This is a genomic window from Lysinibacillus piscis (genome assembly GCF_026012395.1).
Taxonomy (GTDB): Bacteria; Bacillota; Bacilli; order Bacillales_A; family Planococcaceae; genus Lysinibacillus; species Lysinibacillus piscis.
This window is the reverse complement of sequence record NZ_BRZA01000005.1, coordinates 67,675-86,749: the sequence shown is the minus strand read 5'-3', so window position 1 is coordinate 86,749 and position 19,075 is coordinate 67,675. Positions and strand designations below refer to the sequence as shown.

Below are 19,075 nucleotides of genomic sequence, written 5' to 3'. Positions count from 1 at the left end.
TTATGGAGACGACAAATTTTAGTGATATTTTTAAATCGAATTTTTTAGAAAAAACAACATCGTTCTCATTGGTGGATTCAATTATAGGCTTAGTGGTTGCCTTCTTTGTTGGGTTATTTATTTATTTTGTGTATAAAAAGACATTCAATGGCGTGATTTATTCACATTCTTTTAATATTGCATTGCTGATTATGACAATGGCTACAGCGTTGGTCATCATGGGGATTAGTTCAAATGTCTTGTTGTCACTTGGTATGGTTGGGGCATTATCGATTGTACGTTTCCGAACGCCGATTAAAGACCCTATGGATTTAGTATATATTTTCTGGGCAATTGTTTCTGGTATCCTTTGTGGAGCAGGTTTTATTCCACTTGTTCTTATCGGTGCGGTAGTCATTGGTCTAGTGTTACTTGTATTTGTCAATAAAATTACAGTGGAAAATCCTTATTTGTTAGTAGTGAAATATGAAACAGAACGTGCTTGTGAGGAAGCAGAACGTATTGTAGCAACACAGGCGAAGAAATATGCTTTAAAATCAAAATCCATTATGGGTAATGAAGAAATTGAAACAACATATGAAATTCGTGTCAAACAAAATGATGCAAAACTAATGGCTGCTATTACTGAGGTAGCTGGTGTGAAATCTGCTATTATGCTTAGTTATGATGGTAACTTTACAGCCTAAAAGAGGTGTAATTTATGGTGAAATCAAAAATTGTGTATCTTTGCATGACAGTGTTACTCCTGCTCTTTATCCTACTGTACACGGTGTTACCGAATATAGGCATCGAAACGAAAAATACCGAGTTTTCATATGAGAATATCATATTTAATGAAAATAAGGTAACAACAGTGGATATTGAAATAGCAGAGGAAGATTGGCAAGATATGCTAGACAATGCAGCAGATGAGGAAATACAGCAGGCTACGATTACAGTGAATGGCAAGAAAGTTGATAATGTGGGTATTCGTACAAAAGGGAATTCTTCGTTAACTTCTGTTGTGAATAGTGATTCTAATCGTTATAGCTTGAAGGTAGATTTTGATTACTATGATAATACACAAAGCTTGTATGGCTTGAAAAAATTAAATTTGAATAATAATTTTAGTGATACAACTTTAATGCGAGAATATATTTCCTATGAGCTGATGGAGCAAATGGGCTTACCTACACCTGCACATTCTTATATGTATGTAACAGTGAATGGCGAGGATTTTGGCTTATATGTAGGCGTAGAAGCGGTAGATGAAACATTTTTAGCCAATCAATTCGGCTCAAATAATGGCTTCCTGTATAAGCCAGATGGGGTTGGCAGTGATTTAAAATATATTAGTGATAGCATAGAAGATTATACAGGAATTGCTGTGAAAACGAACGAGTCTAATATCGATGAATCGAAGCTGATTGAGATGATAGATGCTATCAATAACGGTGGAGATATTGAGAAATATATAGACGTGGACGAAATGTTACGTTATTTTGCTATGAATACAGCACTGGTAAGTTTAGATAGCTATCAGGGAATGATGAAGCACAACTATTATTTGTATGAGGAAAATGGTGTGTTTTCAATTATACCTTGGGATTACAATATGGCTTTTGGTGGCTTTAGAGGAAATGGACGAATGGGTGGAAATATGCCAAATGAAACCTCCCAAGCGAATACGGAACATCCAGTGAATAAAGAACCGCAAGCCGATAATGAGCAACAACCTGCGAATGCTAGAGGAGCAGGGATGGGTATGGGAATGACAGGTGAGCTAATGACAGATAGTGCCATTAATTTTAGTATCACAAGCCCTGTCAGTGGCGCATCATTGGAAGACCGCCCATTGCTCAATGCTTTATTAACAAATGAAGAATATCGTGCGCAATATGAAGCCTATTTAGATGAGATTGCCACGAAGTATTTAACAGAAAGTAATATTCAAGAGATGACGAAAAAGCTAGCTGTTTTATTAACAACGTATGTAGAGGCAGACCCGACAAAATTCTCTACAACAGAGGAATTTTTAGCTGGAGTTGAAGGAGAAAATAGTTTACCTGAATTTGCAAAACAACGTTCAGCATCTATTTTAAAACAGCTGTCGGGAGAGCTTGTTGTGGAGGCAGAAACACAGCAAGAAGGAGGTATGCCTAATTTTGGCGACATACCTGAGAATGGTCAGATGCCTGATTTTAATAATATGCCTGAGGATTTTGATTCCTCCAAAATGCCACCGATGAATGAAGAAATGAATAAGGGAGAGCGACCAAACGGTATGCAGCCATCTGACCGCAATAATGGTGGGTTTAGAGGTATGCCTAATGGAAATAAGGACATGTCAGCAACACAGGATACGACAATTGACCCTCAATACTTAATAGTGGTAGCAGCATCATGTATTTTACTGCTAATTGCTCTAGTGGTTGTTTTAAAATTTAATCGACGAGGACGTCCTTAAGGTTGAAATGTCATATATGTAGTCTTTATTTGTAATTGAATAATAATCATAAAACCTCTGATTTGTTAAAATCGGGGGTTTCACAAGCATTCATAGATAGACTACTATTAGCGCAGAATAGGTTATTTTCACGCAAAGGAAATCAATTTATTGATGTATTTTGTCAGAATAAACAGAAAAATATTGATGAAAGCGTTGACATTTATTCGAAGAAGAATTATAGTAATTCCATAAAGTGAATATCACAATTTTAGGATTGTTACTGATAAAGCAGGCAAAACCTAAATCACAAAACATAGGACAATTATGTCTTACGTTAGGTGATTTAGGTTTTTTATTTTTTTGGGTAACAAAACTAAAGCGAACTACCCGTTTAAAAGCATTTAAAAACATGGAGGTGTTAGGACGATGAGTTATGAAAAATTAGCAAAAGACATCATTCAAAATGTTGGAGGAAAAGAAAACGTAAACAGTGTTGTGCACTGTATTACAAGATTACGTTTTAAATTGAAGGATGAATCAAAAGCAAATACAGAAGTGTTACAAAACATGGAGGGCGTTGTAACAGTCATTAAAAGTGGCGGACAATACCAAGTAGTTATTGGAAATCACGTTCCTGATGTTTACAAGGCTGTTGTGACAGAAGGTGGTTTTGCTTCTGCAGGACCAGTTGACGCAGATGATGAAAGTCAAGAAAAGCAAAGTTTGTTCAATCGATTTATTGATATTATCTCGAATATCTTCTCACCTGTTTTAGCTCTTTTAATGGCTACAGGTATCATCAAAGGTTTGAATTCAGCATTTGTTGCATTAGGTTGGTTAAAAAATACAGATGGCACATACTTATTGTTAAATGCGATTGGTGATGGCTTCTTTGTATTCTTACCAATCTTCTTAGGCTATACAGCAATGAAAAAATTTGGTGGAACACCTATGCTAGGTATGGCAATTGCAGCGGCACTTGTTCATCCAAGTCTTGCAGGTATTAAAGCGGGCGAAGCAATAATGGTCCTCTTTAAAGGCACGCCGTTTGAATCACCAGTTCAAATTGACTTTTTAGGAATCCCTGTTATTTTAATGAGTTATACATCAAGTGTTGTGCCAATTATTTTAGCTTCATTCTTTGCAGCCAAAGTAGAAAGATATTTTGCAAGAGTGATTCCAGCAGTTATCAAAACATTTGTTGTACCATTATTAACATTATTAGTTATCGTACCATTAACGTTTTTAATCATTGGTCCTGTTGCTACATGGGTTGCAACACTTCTTGGTAAAGGAATTGTAGGAATGCATGAAGTAGCGCCACTACTAGCTGGTTTACTTCTAGGGGCATTCTGGCAAGTATTCGTTATTTTCGGTGTTCACTGGGGATTAATCCCTATTTACTATAATAATCTAGCTGTACTTGGCTATGATACGTTAGTCGCTATGACATTTGGGGCATCGTTTGCACAAATTGGTGCGGTATTAGGGGTTATGGTAAAAACAAAAAATCAAAAAATCAAATCTTTAAGTATTCCAGCATTTATCTCGGGCTTCTTTGGTGTAACAGAGCCAGCTATTTATGGTATTACACTACCGCTGAAGAGACCGTTTATCATTAGCTGTATTTCTGCTGGTGTTGGTGGAGCAATTCTTGCGTTGATGGGATCAAAACTTTATTCAGCAGGACCACTAGGCATATTCAAATTGCCTACTTATATTAACCCAGAGACGGGAATTGATTCTAGCTTCTGGGGTGCTGTAATTGCGATCATCGTTGCTTTTGTATTAGCATTCGTTCTTACTGTACTATTCGGTGGAGTGAATAAAAAGGAAGAGGCAATGGCAGCGACAAAGAAAGAAACGAAAGCATTCACAAATGAAGATATCTTAAGCCCAATCACAGGGGAAGCAATCGCTCTTTCTGAAGTGCCAGATAAACTGTTTGCATCAGGAGCTATGGGTCAGGGTGTTGGGATTATTCCAACAGAAGGCCGAGCGGTAGCGCCAGTAAATGGTGTTATTACAACATTCTTTGACACGAAGCACGCTATTGGTATTACATCTGATAATGGTGTGGAAGTCTTAATTCATATCGGTATGGACACGGTGCAGCTAGAAGGAAAATATTTCACGCCACATGTCAAACAAGGTGACAAAATTAGTGCAGGTGACGTACTGGTCGAGTTCGATATTGAAAAAATTAAAGAGGCAGGTTATCCAATTGTAACGCCTGTTATTATTACCAATACAACAAATTATGAAAAAGTTGAACCAACAACAGGAAAAAGTGTTAAAGAGCAAGACGTATTAATTCGGGTTCAATAAGTTAACTTGTTAGCATTATTCAAAAAGGAAAACCTAAATTATCGAGATGATTCCTGATAATTTGGGTTTCCTTTTTGAAAATTAGAGGAGGCAATGGTATGACAAAAGAATATCAATTTCCAGAGAATTTCTTATGGGGTGGAGCAACGGCTGCCAACCAATTAGAAGGTGGCTATCTTGAAGGAGGCAGAGGGTTAAGTATTGCCGATGTAATGCCTGGGGGGAAAATTAGAGGCTCATTTAGAAACAACCCCGACTTTCATTTTGAAATGGATACAACAAAATATGTATACCCAAATCATCAAGCAATCGATCACTACCATCGCTATAAAGAAGATATTGCCTTGTTTGCTGAAATGGGATTTAAAACGTATCGAATGAGTATTTCTTGGAGTCGCATTTTCCCGAATGGTGATGAAACAGAGCCAAATGAAGAAGGATTAGCGTTTTATGACAAGGTATTTGATGAATTAAATAAATACGGGATTGAGCCTCTCGTGACACTTATTCATAATGAGATACCTCTGCATCTTGTAAAGGAATATGGTGGTTGGAAAAATAGAGAGCTATTAACCTTTTTCGAAAGATACGTAAAAGCCGTATTCAATCGTTACAAAGATAAAGTAAAGTATTGGTTAACGTTCAATGAAATTAATAGTGCTTTAAGATTGCCACTATATAGCCTTGGATTTATCCCAAAAAACGATGAACAAAAGGAGCAGCTAGTGTTTCAAGGTCTGCATCATCAGCTTTTAGCTAGTGCATTAGCGGTAAAACTGGGGCATGAGATGATTCCAGGTTCACAAGTGGGCTGTATGCTTTTATATGCACCTATTTATCCGTATAATTGCCATCCAGAAAATGTGCTATATGCAAAAGAAGAGAGCCGTTTATTTAATTATTTCTGTGGAGATGTCCATGTATTTGGTGAATATCCAAGATTCATTAATCGATATTTTAAGGAGCACAATGTAAAACTGGATATTCAAGAGGGGGATTTAGCCTTATTGAAAGAAGGAAAAGTGGACTTTATTTCTTTCAGTTACTATATGTCTTGTACAGAAAAAATTATTGGCGATCAAAAAGAGCGCGTGTTAGGAAATATGATTGGTGGCTTTAAAAATCCATTCCTTAAAGCGAGTGAATGGGGCTGGGAAATTGACCCGCATGGTCTGCGTATTTCCCTCAATGATTTGTATGACCGCTATCGTCTACCTTTATTTATCGTAGAAAATGGATTAGGTGCGAATGATACGATTGAAGAGGATGGAACAATTCAGGACGATTATCGTATCGATTATTTAAGAGAACATATTACAGCTATGGCAGAATCAATTGAGGACGGAGTGGAGCTTATGGGTTATACATCGTGGGGACCGATTGACATTGTCAGTGCTGGAACAGGTGAAATGAGTAAACGTTATGGCTTTATTTATGTAGATAAAAATGATGACGGCAGCGGCACATTCAATCGTATGAAGAAAAAATCATTTGATTGGTATAAAAACGTCATTGCTACAAACGGTAGAGAGCTATAAGGAAGATAGACTTTGAAGTATCGTCCAAAGCTTTTTATTATTGTATATGCTAAAATCAATTACGCTCTGGTGTAATTGTGTCCAGAGGCTTTCTCTTCACACTGAACGAAGAGAAAGCATTCTTTTTTAAGGAGTCTTTGCATATGAATGAAAGACAATTTGATAAACTACTGCATATTGATACAATCGGCGAACAATATGGCTTTCCAAAGCTCGCACATTACCATCGCTATGAGCCCACCCCTTACACGGGATTGCAGCAATTATTTAAGGACTATGAAATGCCTGATAACGCAGTATTTATAGATATGGGTTGTGGTAAAGGTAGGGTGCCTATTTATATAAATTACCAATTCCATATACCAACAATTGGGGTAGAAATGGATGCAGGGTTTTATATGGAGGCTGAGCATAATAAGAAACGGTATTTGCAAAAGCATAATAGCTATGCACCAATTACCTTCATTCATGCTATAGCAGAGGCTTATACCATTAAGCCATCAGACAATGTATTTTTCTTTTTTAATCCATTTTCTATTCATATTTTTCGTACGGTGGTGCATATGATTTGGCAGTCATATGAAAAACATATGCGAGAAATTCATATCATCTTATATTATCCTTCCGCAGATTATTTGCAATTCTTACATCAAGATACGCCTTTCCAATTAGTACATGAAGTTCACTTAGAGAGCGAGACAAATGTTAACGAACGTTTATGTGTATTTGCTTTGATGCAATAAATTGATCTTTATTGCATCAAGCCTTCTATATGAAATTACCTCTAAAAAATAATTTGCTTCAAAAATCAGAAAAATGCAACTAGACTAAATATATAGAATGTTTTACAATGAAAAAGGTTTTAGTTAAATAATATTTATGTTATGAAGCAAAAACGGCATTGATATTTTGTGTAATTGTTTATGCTGATTTAGCAAATGACAATTCTCATTCAATGAAGCAACATATTGGCTTTAGCGAATTTTAAGAGGGCATCTTTGGAGGTAACTCTGCAAAATCTGGATGCCATTACGCTAGGACATAGTTGTTTGAAATAATATTAAATTATTTTAAGTCTTGAGGAATTGTTATTAATTGTTTATAATTATCAGAAATATCTAATATTTTAGAATTTTAGGGGGATACAATTATGAAAGAGAATAAAAAACTTAAAAAGTTTGGAAGCTTACTAGTTGCGTCATCATTACTGACAGGTGTTCTTGCAGGCTGTGGTGCTGGGGGAGATTCATCAAGTGGTAGCTCATCTTCAGGGGGCGGTTCATCTGATGGAGATACAATTAAAATTGGTGCCAACCTAGAGCTTTCAGGAAATGTAGCCTCTTACGGTTCTTCAATTGCAGTAGGTGCTGAGCTTGCTGTAAAGGAAATCAATGACAAGGGCGGTATTGACGGTAAGAAAATCGAACTAATCAAAGTAGATAATAAATCAGAAAACTCAGAAGCGACAGCCGCAGCGCTTAAGTTAGCAACGCAAGATAAAGTTGTAGCGATGCTAGCACCTGCCACTTCTGGGAACACAGTAGCAACAGTTCAAATTGCGAATCAAAATAAAATTCCAATTGTTACAGGCTCAGGGACATCACCAATTATTACAGTGAATGAAGATGGCAGTGTAAATGAATACGCTTTCCGTACATGCTTCATTGACCCATTCCAAGGGGTTGTAGCAGCAAACTTTGCTTCAAATGAGCTAAAAGTGAAAAATGTAGCTGTTTTTGCTGATAATGCCTCTGATTATGCAAAAGGGCTAGCAAAATCATTTAAAGAAACAATTACAGCAAATGGCGGTACAGTTGTGGAAGAAGAGGCATATGTAGCAAAAGATACAGACTTCCGTACACAGTTAACAACTATTAAATCAAAAAACCCAGATTTCATCTTTATTCCAGGCTACTATGAAGAAGTTGGTCTAATCGTGAAGCAAGCACGTGAAATGGGTATTACTGTACCGTTAATGGGTGCAGATGGTTGGGATTCTCCAACACTAGTAGATTTGGCTGGTGCAAAGGCGTTAAATAACACATTCATCACAAATCACTACTCTGCGGAAGATCCAGATGCAAAAATTCAGGATTTCGTAAAAGCATTTAAAGCAGCAAATGGCGATAAAGCACCAGATGCATTCAATGCATTAGGCTATGACTCTATCTACTATATTGCAGATGCAATTAAGCGTGCTGGCTCTACAGATGGAGAAGCAATTAAAAATGCATTAGCTGGCACAAAAGATTTATCTTTAGTAACAGGTACTTTCTCAGTTGACAAAAATCATAATCCAATTAAATCTGCAACAGTTCTTGAATTCAAAGACGGTAAACAAGTGTTCAACTCTAAAGTTAATCCTTAATGTTTTATCTTTTATTTAATCTATAGATATGCCTTCTATAAGATTGAATCAGGATAATATCTCTAGCGACTAGTATATACAGAAACTAGTATGCAAGTGATGAAGAGGGGGGCGGGTAACACGCCTCCCTCTTTTTTTGTGAAGGACTGTGAGGAGAACCAACATCATAAAGGGAGTGAGCATCATATGGAATGGATACAACAACTTGTGAATGGCGTTTCGTTGGGAAGTATCTACGCATTAATCGCATTAGGGTACACGATGGTATATGGCATTATTAAGCTAATTAACTTTGCACATGGCGATGTTTTTATGATTGGTGCATTTATTGGTTTTTACGCAATCGCTGAATGGCAGTTAGGCTTTTTCCCAGCATTACTATTAGCAATGGCTTTATGTGCAGTGTTTGGAGTAGTCATTGAGAGGATTGCTTATAAACGTTTACGTAATGCCACACGAATTGCAGCATTAATTACAGCAATCGGGGTATCTTTATTAATCGAATATACAACAATTTTCTTTAGAGGCGCACAGCCAGCAGCCTATCCTGATGTTTTTGCAAATAAATCATTTACTATTTTAGGTGTTCAAATTAGCAGTACATCTATTTTAATTTTATCTGTAGCAATTATCTTGATGGTTCTTTTACAATTTATCGTACACAAAACAAAAATCGGTAAGGCGATGCGTGCAGTTTCGCACGATGTGGATGCAGCCCGTTTAATGGGTATCAATGTTGATAATACAATTTCAGCAACATTTGCCATTGGTTCAGCTTTAGCAGGTGCAGCAGGCGTTATTTTCGGTGTATATTACACAAAAATTGATCCGTTGATGGGTGTTATTCCAGGAGTAAAAGCATTTATCGCAGCCGTACTTGGCGGTATTGGTATCATTCCAGGTGCGATGGTGGGTGGGATGTTACTTGGTGTTGTAGAGTCTTTAGTTAGTGCACTGGGCTTCTCATTATGGCGTGATGCAGCAGCATTTGTTATTTTGATTTTAATCTTAATCTTCAGACCATCGGGTATCTTTGGTAAAAATGCCCGTGAGAAAGTGTAGGTGAGCGATATTATGAAAAAATCGAAAGTTTTTTGGGGCTATGCGATTTTGGCATTAGTCATCTATGCTGTTGTACAGGTACTCATTTCTATGAATTTAATCGATATTTATTATCAAAATATGCTAATCACGATGTGTATTAATATTATGTTGGCTGTAAGTTTGCATATTGTTATTGGTATTACAGGACAATTTTCGATTGGGCATGCTGGTTTTCTAGCTGTTGGTGCATATGTTTCAGCTATTATTACAACTAAATTAATGCTTCCTTTCCCATTAGCTATTTTATTAGGGGCTGTGGCAGCAGCTGTAGCAGGCTTAATTGTAGGTATTCCAACACTGCGCTTAAAGGGTGACTATTTAGCAATTGCAACACTTGGTTTTGCAGAGATTATTCGTATTATCTTTTTAAATACGGAATATGTCGGTGGGGCAGCAGGTATGCAGGTAACATATTTATCTAACTGGACATATGCCTTTATCGGTGTTGTACTCACAATTTTGGTGATTTCTAACTTCACAAATTCTCGTCATGGTCGTGCATGTATTTCGATTCGTGAGGACGAAATTGCAGCAGATGCGATGGGCATTAATACAACATACTATAAAGTAGTGGCGTTTGCGATTGGTTCTTTCTTTGCAGGACTTGCAGGAGCTATTTTTGCACATAATTTTTATATTATTCAGCCAACAACTTTCGGCTTCTTAAAATCATTTGATATTTTAATTTATGTTGTACTTGGTGGCTTAGGAAGTCTTTCAGGTGCAACGATTGCAGCTATTTTCTTAACAATTGTGTCAGCTTATTTAGCGAATTTCCCAGAAACACGTATGATTATTTACAGCTTAGTATTAATTTTCGTGATGCTATATCGTCCAACAGGTTTAATGGGCACAAAGGAAATTACAGATTTATTGAAGTTTGGTAAAAAAGGAGGTACAAAATCATGACGAGTAACCTTCTAATTAATGTTGAAAATATGGGGATTCAATTTGGTGGCTTAAAAGCGGTACAAGGTGTGAACATGTACCTGAATACAGGAGAATTGGTCGGTTTAATCGGTCCGAATGGTGCAGGTAAAACGACAAGCTTTAATATGCTGACAGGTGTTTATACACCAACGGAAGGAACAATTATCTTTGATGGTACGAAATTGAATGGTCTTGCACCTTATCAAGTAACACAAAGAGGTATTAGCCGTACATTCCAAAACATTCGTTTATTTAAAGAACTATCGGTGTTAGATAATGTAAAAGTAGCCAACCATTCATTAGCAAAGCATTCTATGTGGGCATCTATTTTCCGTTTACCAAGTCATTTCAGTGGTGAAGTAGCAATGGAAAAGCAGTCTATTGAGTTTTTAAAAATCTTTGGTTTAGATACTTATAAAGACGAACTGGCTAAAAATTTACCTTATGGCATGCAGCGCCGCTTGGAGATTGCACGTGCGCTCGCAGCAAATCCTAAGTTACTATTGCTAGACGAGCCTGCAGCAGGTATGAACCCACAGGAAACACATGATTTAATGGAGTTAATTGCTTTTATTCGGAAGAAGTTTGGCTTAACGATTCTGTTGATTGAGCATGATATGAGCTTAGTAATGGGGATTTGCGAGCGTATTTATGTACTGGATCATGGGCAGCTTATTGCAGATGGTACACCAGAGGAAATTCGCAATAATCCAAAGGTAATTGAAGCGTACCTTGGAGAGGAGGTTATCGGCTAATGCTAAAAGTACAAAACATCGATGTATACTACGGCAATATCCAAGCATTAAAAGGCCTCTCTTTAGAAGTAAATGAGGGTGAAATTGTTACATTAATTGGAGCGAATGGTGCTGGTAAAAGTACTTTGTTGAAAACTTTATCAGGTTTATTGAAGCCCAAGGGTGGCATGATTGAATATGAAGGGTTTTCGATAGCAGGTAAAGCAGCACAAACGATTGTAAAATCAGGTATTTCACATGTACCAGAAGGTCGACGTGTTTTTGCCAATATGTCTGTTGAGGAAAATTTAGAGCTTGGAGCGTATTTGCGTAACGATAAAGCGGGAATTAAAAAGGATATGGATCACGTTTTTGAATTATTCCCACGCCTATTAGAGCGCCGTAAACAGCAATCGGGCACATTATCTGGTGGTGAGCAGCAAATGCTAGCAATGGGAAGAGCGTTGATGGCTAAACCAAAGCTATTATTGATGGATGAACCTTCAATGGGGCTAGCACCACTAATGGTAAAAAATATCTTTAATATTATTGAGAAAGTTAACAAAGAGGGCACAACGGTATTACTTGTTGAGCAGAACGCAAATATGGCATTATCTGTAGCCAATCGTGCATATGTATTAGAAACGGGTCGTATTGTGCTGTCAGGTACAGCAAAAGAGTTACAAGAAAGTGAGCAAGTAAAAGCTGCTTATTTAGGTGGTTTGTAAAACTTCATACAAAGGAAAATCCGCTATGCATATTGTCAGCATAGTGGATTTTTATTATACCAATATAAAGCTTAAAATAGCGAAAGTGATGGCTAACAGCAGTATCGGTGCAATAATTTTGATATGGCGTTTGCGTTGTAGTACCACAATGGCTACATATTCACGAATCATAGCATTTGGCCAATAGTAGAAGGCGGTTTTAGAGCCGATACCTTGACTATTTAAGCCTGCCTGTCTTGCATATAGCCCAGCACGAAATAAATGGAAATTATTTGTTGTGAAAATACTATTGTAGGATTTTCCTTGTGTGAGTTGATCCATTAATTGCTTTGAAAATAGCATATTTTGATATGTATTCACAGAACGATTTTCCTGCAAAGTATGTTCTAGTAGAATACCCTGCTCAATCGCATATTTTTGCATGGCTTCAGCCTCGGGAAGATTTTCGTCAGCGCCTTGTCCACCTGAGAAAATAATGGTTGGTGGTGTAGTGATGGTAGCTTGCTTACGGTAAAATTGAATCGCCTTTTGAATTCTACTGGCTAGTAGTGGAGGTACTTTATCATTAATTAAGCCACTGCCCAACACGATGATGAAATCCTGATTGTATTTAGGTCGATTGAATTGATATAAAAAATAAGCGGTTAAAAAATTAGATAAATTAATGAAAAAATAAAAAGTAATGAGTGATATCGCAACAAAAATAGGCTGTAAATGCTCTGAACGCAAGCTCTCAGGATAAACAATTGGCAAGAGCATAAATAAAAGCATGATGATAGCGACAAGCAATGTTAAAGAATTGGCAAAACGTTTACCCTCTCGCTGCCATAAAATTCGTGCATTCAAAAATAAACCGAACATCAAAGCTAAAAAAGCAAAGGGTAGCATCAATATAATAGCGATAGCTGGAATAAGAATAATTAATCTTACAAATTGGTTATCAGATGAGACAGATATAGCTAAACAAAAGATGAGAAATGCTACGAAAAATAGATTAAATAAAAAACCATTTACTAATTTTCTTGCATCTTTTAAGTAAGAAATAAGAAAGATAACAAAAAATATAAGAGGAAAAATTCCTAAATAAATCATTACGTGTTCCTCCTTGATTAGTATAAAATGTAGATAGCCGTAACAGTAGAAGGAGTGATTTAGAATGCAATATACAGCACAATACTTTATTGAAAAATTAAATTTAGCACAGCATCCAGAGGGAGGTTACTATATATCCTCCTTTAGAGCAACTGACGAAATGGTTGTCAGAGATGTGCAACGTCCGATTTATACGAGCATTTATTTTTTATTGCATTCACAGGATATTTCGCATTTACATCGTTTACAGTCGGATGAGCTATGGTATTACCATGCAGGTAGCCCACTCACAGTGCATATGATTTATCCAGATGGTACATATGAGGCAAAAAAATTAGGACTGAATGTTGAGGCAGGTGAAGTGCCGCAAATTGCTGTACCAAAGCATACAATTTTCGGTTCATCTGTGGATGATGCAGCAACATTTAGCTTAGTAGGCTGTATGGTTGCACCAGGCTTTGATTTTGCCGATTTTGAGCTCTTTACACAAGATGAACTTTTAAAAGTTTACCCACAGCATGAAGAGGTCATTCGTAAAATGGCTTATCCTACATTGCCTTAACAAGAAAGGTTGCTCAATAATGGGCAACCTCTTTATTTTACCACCATATTTCCTCTGGATAGCGAATATTGATTTCGATGTCATGTAACGCCTTTTTTGTCATAATGGCAGCTTCCATCAATTGTGATTTTAAAGCCATATAATCTTCATTTTCTAACATAATACGGAGGGCAAATGCAGCTAATTGAATTTGTCGCTCTTCCTTATCCAAATATAAATATTCTAAATTTAAGACATCAATATATTGTGTAGCATATCGGAAGGTTAATGGAATTTTAGTGTGCAACATTCTTAAAAATACTAAATATTGCTCATCATCCATTTCCTGTTTAAGACAATCGGCAACTACTGCTTGAAATTTTCGAATAATAGCCACTTCAATATTCCAATCAGAGTCGTCAACATGCTCTTTGTGTAAGCGAATAAAGTCATTTAAAGCGATGGCTGTAAAAAGCAGTTCAGGCCAAATAATTTCGGTTGCAAAATACGCATTTTTACTAGGAAAAATATATTCATGCTGAGTCAGTACATTTTTCGTTAAGCCATTACTGACAAACTCAAGACGATGCTCACCTTTAGCAGCTTGGCGAAGCTTGTAGCAGACATGTAAGATGCGTAGACGCGCCCCCTGATAGTCATAATACTTATTTTCATCACCTGTTATTTTGTAGATGGCGTTTACAAGTTCATCTAAATCCCAAAAATCGCCACTAATGCATCCGCCTGTTAGTTGCTCTGTGCTTTGAATGGTTATCATATGCCTGCCCCCCTTGTTTTATTTTGGTGTGTAATCGAGGAGTTTAAATAGTTCCGTACGTTCCTTATCCGTTAAATCACGCCATTGTCCTACCTTTAGATTCCCTAAATGGATATTCATAATCCGAATGCGTTGTAGACGTTTTACAGAGTACCCAAGTGCAGAACACATGCGACGAATTTGGCGATTAAGCCCTTGCTCTAAAATAATTTTGAATACTTTATCTGATATTTTTTCTACATGACAAGGTAATGTTGTCGTATCTAAAATATCGACACCAGCGCTCATTTTTTGAATAAATGCTGCTGTAATGGGCTTGTCCACCTGTACGATATATTCCTTTTCATGATGATTTTCCGCACGCAAGATTTTATTGACGATATCACCATCATTCGTAAGTAATAATAACCCCTCAGATTCTTTATCTAGTCGTCCAATATGGAAGATGCGTAGAGGATGATTGACGAAATCGACAACATTCCCCTTAATATGACGCTCTGTTGTACTTGTAATGCCTACAGGTTTGTTTAAAGCAATATAAACAAGCTGTTGTTCTTTTTTTACCTCTTTTCCATCAACGTAAACTACATCATTCGTCTCAACTTGACTGCCAACAGTAGCAAGTTCACCATTGATTGTTACTCGACCGTCAGCTATCCATTGGTCAGCCCCACGACGTGACACAATACCAGCTTCACTTAAATATTTATTAATGCGCATAATGAATTCTCCTGTATATTATTTATGTTTTAGTATACATGATTGCGGGGAAAAATAAATTTGCTAATTAGTTAGAGGTAGTGAATCTTTGGAATAGAGCTATTCGTAAATAATACAAAAAGGAGCGTGTTGAATGTGGATGTGATAATGGTGGAAAATCAATTTACTAATATGGTAGAAGATGTAGCGAAGGCAGTAGGATGGACAGTTGACCGTAAAACAGTATTAGCAATTGCTAGTACATATGTGGCATCAGGAAAATCATTTGATACGGTGAAATATAAGGCTATTATTCAAGAAATGAAAAAACAGGCATCATGGACATCTCCATTAAGAACGGCGATAGGGTATAGTATTGCGGCTAATTTAATGGAGGAGGAGAACGTTGAACAAGCTGTGAGTAATCTAATAGCAAACGCCCAAATTTTAAAGGAAGCGAAGCTAAAAAGAGGAAATTTTAGTTATATTGCGGCACAATATTTAACAGGAGTACCGAGCGAAAAGCAAGCACATGCGAAGGCAGCTCGTGCTTTATTTGAAGCGATTCGGGAGCATCATCGTTTTTTAACCTCTCATGAAGATATTCCATATGTCGTATTGCTGAGTAGCCCGACAGATGATGTGGTATTACGTGCGGATACAATGAATCGCTATTATAAAGAATTGCGCACATATCATTTTGTCGCAGGGAATGATTTGCAATGGCTATCGCAAGTATTAACAATTTTATCGCCACAGTATGATAGCAAGCTAGTACCAAGCGTTGTAACAATTCGTGATGCGTTGAAAAAGCAACGTGTCAAAGTGAAAACAAGACATTACCCATTGCTTGGATTTTTGGCGATTCTTGACGTCAACTATACACAGCTCGAACAAATTGTCGATTTATATCATGAATTAAAAGATATGAAACCATTAAAATGGCATCGAGAGTTTGTGCTATTTATGGCTGTGCAACTAGTGATCTATGATATGGCACACGTCCAAAAATCATTATCAATGGCCATTATGTCATCGATTGAGTTATTGCTACAGGCACAGCAGGCAGCCATGATTGCAGCAGTTACTGCAAGTGCCGCAGCTAGTTCAAGCTCGTCATAAAAAATCAATTACACCCCAGCGTAATTGTGTTCGGATTTTTGTACCGAAAGCACAGTGTAACGTAGCGTCAGATATAGGTTTTTGGACATCCACTGAAGAAAGTGAAAAATCTACCTACACGTTGAAGAAGGGTGAACTAAGATAAAAATCGCTAAAATTGTTTCACATGGAACAAATAATGACAAAAGGCGACATAGTGCTATACATTTCAAATTTGCTTGAATGATTTTTCTGCGATACGATGTTGATAGACATCTTGAAAGGAAGTTATCAGAACTATGACAAATAATGCTATACCTATGAGTCAGTCACGTACTGTTCAAACGCATCTTATATTACCACCAGATACAAACCACCATCACTCCATTTTTGGGGGAAAAGTATTAGCTTATATTGATGAGATTGCTGCAATTACATCTATGAAACATGCTAAAGGGCAAGTGGTCACAGCTTCAATTGACTCAGTTGATTTTTTATCAGCGGCCTATGTAGGGGATATTCTTGAAATTGAGAGTGTAGTATCCTCAACAGGACGTACTTCAATAGAGGTTTATGTGCGAGTAGTATCAAGAAATATTGAAACAGGTGAAGAAAAGCTAACAACAGAGTCTTTTGTGACAATGGTTGCTGTTGATGAGAATGGTAGACCACGACCAATACCACCCGTTTATCCAGAAACGGATGAGGAAAAACGTTTATTTGAAACAGGTCTAGCTAGAAGAGAACACCGTAAACAAAAACGTGCATTACGACATTAATAAAAGTGAGGAGATTGATGTTAATCAATCTCCTCACTTTTATTAAGTATTGAGTTCGTTAATGACATTAATGAGTGAGTCGGATGAAGAAGACACGAGTGTTGCACCCTGTGATAACTCTGTAATCAAATGAGAGATGGTCGAGATATCTTTTGAGGTACTAACGTATTGTTGCTGGATACCTGAAATAGCATCGATAATATCATGAAAAGATTTTGATAAACTTTGCTGTGTATCTACACTATGTTGAATTTTTTGGTCCACATTTGTAACAGAGTTAGCCATTGTTGTAATGTTGTTTTCAGTGTCTTTAATGAGATGAGAAACATTTTGTACAGCATTTTTCGTTTCTTCTGCTAGCTTGCGCACCTCATCTGCTACAACTGCAAAACCTTTCCCATGTTCACCAGCACGTGCTGCCTCAATCGATGCATTCAACGCTAATAAATTGGTTTGGTCTGCTATACCTGTCACAAGTCCAACAATCTCTGAGATTTTTTGAGATGAAACACGTAGTTGGTTCATTGTTATTTCAAGGCTGTTGACACTTTGAGCGATTGTTTGCATCAAATTATTTTGCTCTTGTAGTTGTGATTGTCCACGTTGGGATTTCTCCTGTGTATTGGCAACTAAATGTAAGCCTTGTTGTGTTGCGCCAGCGATATCATCTGTTTGAGAGGAAATCGCAAGTAGGGATGCTGCTGTATCTTCACTAATAGCATTCAATTCCTCTGCTGTTTGCTGAATGGTTGTCACCAGCGAATTTTTCGTTTCATTTGTTAGGGTGCGAATGCGTTCCTCTTCTTTTTCATAGGCTTCGATTACAAGCTGCTGCTCAAAATTAATGATTTTACTAAAGGCATTAATTGCAAGTAGTGCATCTTCTTTAGACATATCGAGCTCAGTAACAAAATCGATGAAAGTAGAAGTCAAGGATTGAAACGAAGCGATATACCATTTAGATTGTAAACCAATGCGTACGTGTACTTCTGCAATAGTTTTGCGTTCATTAATGTAAGCGGTGTCAATGTAACTATCAAAAATATCACTTAAATGTTTATGTAGCGTAACCTTTAAACGATCAATGTGAGAAGTTTGATTAATAATAGTTAATAATTCTTGGCTCAAACTGATGGCTGCATAAAATCGATCCACCATTTGAGGAATTAGCTCCTTCGTTAATGGCTGCAATTGTTTAATAACGGCTAAATCTTCAACTGTTAAATGTAATAATTGCAACTGCTTTTGAAGGTTGGGATGATGAGAAATATCTAATTTCACATGATTTCTATATGCATCTGGTGTTAATGTGATTGACCCATCCGAACTTCGTTTACTTGTAAACCAACTCATTATGAATATGCTCCATTCCTTAATATAAAGTGAACCTCCAATCAGTGGAGGTGATCGCATCCGCTAATTAATAATTTTCATTAATCGGGTTTTGACAAATAATTAATCATCCACTTGTAATTGATTGAAGTAGAGATTTTACTGTTTGTTAACGTAGGATAAATGAAATATTTAATCCATTTTACTATCTTTTATAAAGATTTGGTTAAAAATATTATTTTTTTCATTATTTTTTCTATTGAAAGCAAATAATTGTTAATAGTTTTTTAGAGCGATTTGAATTTGCACGTAGGAACCTGTAAAATACGAACTGTTTAGTGATGAATTTGGGCGGAGGTTACATATGGAGAAGAAACGATTTAAATTTATTATTCCTGTCATGGTCATTGTTTTCATAGGCTCGATTTTTATGTTACGCAACTATTATGAAGAAGTACCAAGTGTAAATCAATTACTGATTACCATTGGCGCAACATTCGTGTCAGGTATATTAGCTTATTTTTTATTCCCACAACAAGGGGAAAATAAAATTGATGATCGTGGTCCTCGTTAAAAAAACTGCCCCACTTCACAT

18 protein-coding genes are annotated in these 19,075 nt (G+C 36.7%); 14 read left to right on the top strand and 4 right to left on the bottom strand.

Features of this window, described 5'->3' with window-relative positions; translation table 11 throughout:
• Nucleotides 1–2 precede the first annotated feature (2 nt).
• The 10 genes from OPF91_RS16040 (at nucleotide 3) to OPF91_RS15995 (ending at nucleotide 12,158) form a co-directional block, all read left to right on the top strand.
• Complete coding sequence (locus OPF91_RS16040; protein WP_264989941.1) at nucleotides 3–686, top strand: DUF4956 domain-containing protein; 684 nt, start codon at nucleotides 3–5, stop codon at nucleotides 684–686.
• Between the two features lie 14 nt (nucleotides 687–700).
• Complete coding sequence (locus OPF91_RS16035) at nucleotides 701–2,446, top strand: CotH kinase family protein (RefSeq protein ID WP_264989940.1); 1,746 nt, start codon at nucleotides 701–703, stop codon at nucleotides 2,444–2,446.
• Between the two features lie 408 nt (nucleotides 2,447–2,854).
• On the top strand, nucleotides 2,855–4,756 hold the full coding sequence (locus OPF91_RS16030) for a beta-glucoside-specific PTS transporter subunit IIABC (RefSeq protein WP_264989939.1): 1,902 nt from the start codon (nucleotides 2,855–2,857) through the stop codon (nucleotides 4,754–4,756).
• Between the two features lie 98 nt (nucleotides 4,757–4,854).
• Nucleotides 4,855–6,294, top strand: a complete 1,440-nt coding sequence (locus tag OPF91_RS16025; protein ID WP_264989938.1) for a glycoside hydrolase family 1 protein — start codon at nucleotides 4,855–4,857, stop codon at nucleotides 6,292–6,294.
• Nucleotides 6,295–6,437: 143 nt separating this feature from the next.
• The gene (locus OPF91_RS16020) at nucleotides 6,438–7,037 is read left to right on the top strand and encodes a class I SAM-dependent methyltransferase (RefSeq protein ID WP_264989937.1); all 600 of its coding nucleotides are present in this window, start codon (nucleotides 6,438–6,440) and stop codon (nucleotides 7,035–7,037) included.
• A 407-nt stretch (nucleotides 7,038–7,444) separates the two neighbouring features.
• Nucleotides 7,445–8,662 carry an ABC transporter substrate-binding protein gene (locus OPF91_RS16015; protein ID WP_264989936.1) on the top strand — a complete coding sequence of 406 codons (1,218 nt, stop codon included), beginning with the start codon at nucleotides 7,445–7,447 and terminating at the stop codon, nucleotides 8,660–8,662.
• 186 nt (nucleotides 8,663–8,848) lie between these two features.
• Complete coding sequence (locus OPF91_RS16010) at nucleotides 8,849–9,724, top strand: branched-chain amino acid ABC transporter permease (protein WP_264989935.1); 876 nt, start codon at nucleotides 8,849–8,851, stop codon at nucleotides 9,722–9,724.
• A gap of 12 nt (nucleotides 9,725–9,736) precedes the next feature.
• Nucleotides 9,737–10,675, top strand: a complete 939-nt coding sequence (locus tag OPF91_RS16005) for a branched-chain amino acid ABC transporter permease (protein ID WP_264989934.1) — start codon at nucleotides 9,737–9,739, stop codon at nucleotides 10,673–10,675.
• Nucleotides 10,672–11,451 carry an ABC transporter ATP-binding protein gene (locus OPF91_RS16000; RefSeq protein WP_264989933.1) on the top strand — a complete coding sequence of 260 codons (780 nt, stop codon included), beginning with the start codon at nucleotides 10,672–10,674 and terminating at the stop codon, nucleotides 11,449–11,451. The genes OPF91_RS16005 and OPF91_RS16000 overlap by 4 nt, the downstream gene beginning before the upstream one ends.
• Nucleotides 11,451–12,158 carry an ABC transporter ATP-binding protein gene (locus OPF91_RS15995; RefSeq protein WP_264989932.1) on the top strand — a complete coding sequence of 236 codons (708 nt, stop codon included), beginning with the start codon at nucleotides 11,451–11,453 and terminating at the stop codon, nucleotides 12,156–12,158. The genes OPF91_RS16000 and OPF91_RS15995 overlap by 1 nt, the downstream gene beginning before the upstream one ends.
• A gap of 54 nt (nucleotides 12,159–12,212) precedes the next feature.
• Here OPF91_RS15995 and OPF91_RS15990 read toward each other — a convergent pair whose 3' ends face one another.
• The gene (locus OPF91_RS15990; RefSeq protein ID WP_264989931.1) at nucleotides 12,213–13,250 is read right to left on the bottom strand and encodes a YdcF family protein; all 1,038 of its coding nucleotides are present in this window, start codon (nucleotides 13,248–13,250) and stop codon (nucleotides 12,213–12,215) included.
• A 64-nt stretch (nucleotides 13,251–13,314) separates the two neighbouring features.
• On the opposite strand from OPF91_RS15990, the gene OPF91_RS15985 reads away from it, so the two are divergent.
• Entirely contained in the window at nucleotides 13,315–13,812 is a 498-nt protein-coding gene (locus OPF91_RS15985; protein WP_264989930.1) for a cupin domain-containing protein, read from the top strand.
• Between the two features lie 37 nt (nucleotides 13,813–13,849).
• Here OPF91_RS15985 and OPF91_RS15980 read toward each other — a convergent pair whose 3' ends face one another.
• The gene (locus OPF91_RS15980) at nucleotides 13,850–14,569 is read right to left on the bottom strand and encodes a DUF6904 family protein (protein ID WP_264989929.1); all 720 of its coding nucleotides are present in this window, start codon (nucleotides 14,567–14,569) and stop codon (nucleotides 13,850–13,852) included.
• A gap of 18 nt (nucleotides 14,570–14,587) precedes the next feature.
• Nucleotides 14,588–15,289 (bottom strand): 23S rRNA pseudouridine(2604) synthase RluF, encoded by a 702-nt coding sequence (gene rluF, locus OPF91_RS15975; RefSeq protein ID WP_264989928.1) that lies wholly within the window; start codon nucleotides 15,287–15,289, stop codon nucleotides 14,588–14,590.
• A gap of 135 nt (nucleotides 15,290–15,424) precedes the next feature.
• On the opposite strand from rluF, the gene OPF91_RS15970 reads away from it, so the two are divergent.
• A complete protein-coding gene (locus OPF91_RS15970; protein ID WP_264989927.1) occupies nucleotides 15,425–16,390 on the top strand; it encodes a DUF4003 family protein in 966 nt (321 codons plus the stop codon).
• 278 nt (nucleotides 16,391–16,668) lie between these two features.
• Nucleotides 16,669–17,148: an acyl-CoA thioesterase gene (locus tag OPF91_RS15965; protein ID WP_264989926.1), complete on the top strand. Its 480-nt coding sequence runs from the start codon at nucleotides 16,669–16,671 to the stop codon at nucleotides 17,146–17,148.
• Nucleotides 17,149–17,190: 42 nt separating this feature from the next.
• On the opposite strand, the gene OPF91_RS15960 is transcribed toward OPF91_RS15965, so the two are convergent.
• Nucleotides 17,191–18,501: a globin-coupled sensor protein gene (locus OPF91_RS15960; RefSeq protein ID WP_264989925.1), complete on the bottom strand. Its 1,311-nt coding sequence runs from the start codon at nucleotides 18,499–18,501 to the stop codon at nucleotides 17,191–17,193.
• 343 nt (nucleotides 18,502–18,844) lie between these two features.
• Here OPF91_RS15960 and OPF91_RS15955 point away from each other — a divergent pair, with 343 nt between their 5' ends.
• The gene (locus OPF91_RS15955; RefSeq protein ID WP_264989924.1) at nucleotides 18,845–19,054 is read left to right on the top strand and encodes a hypothetical protein; all 210 of its coding nucleotides are present in this window, start codon (nucleotides 18,845–18,847) and stop codon (nucleotides 19,052–19,054) included.
• Nucleotides 19,055–19,075 lie beyond the last annotated feature (21 nt).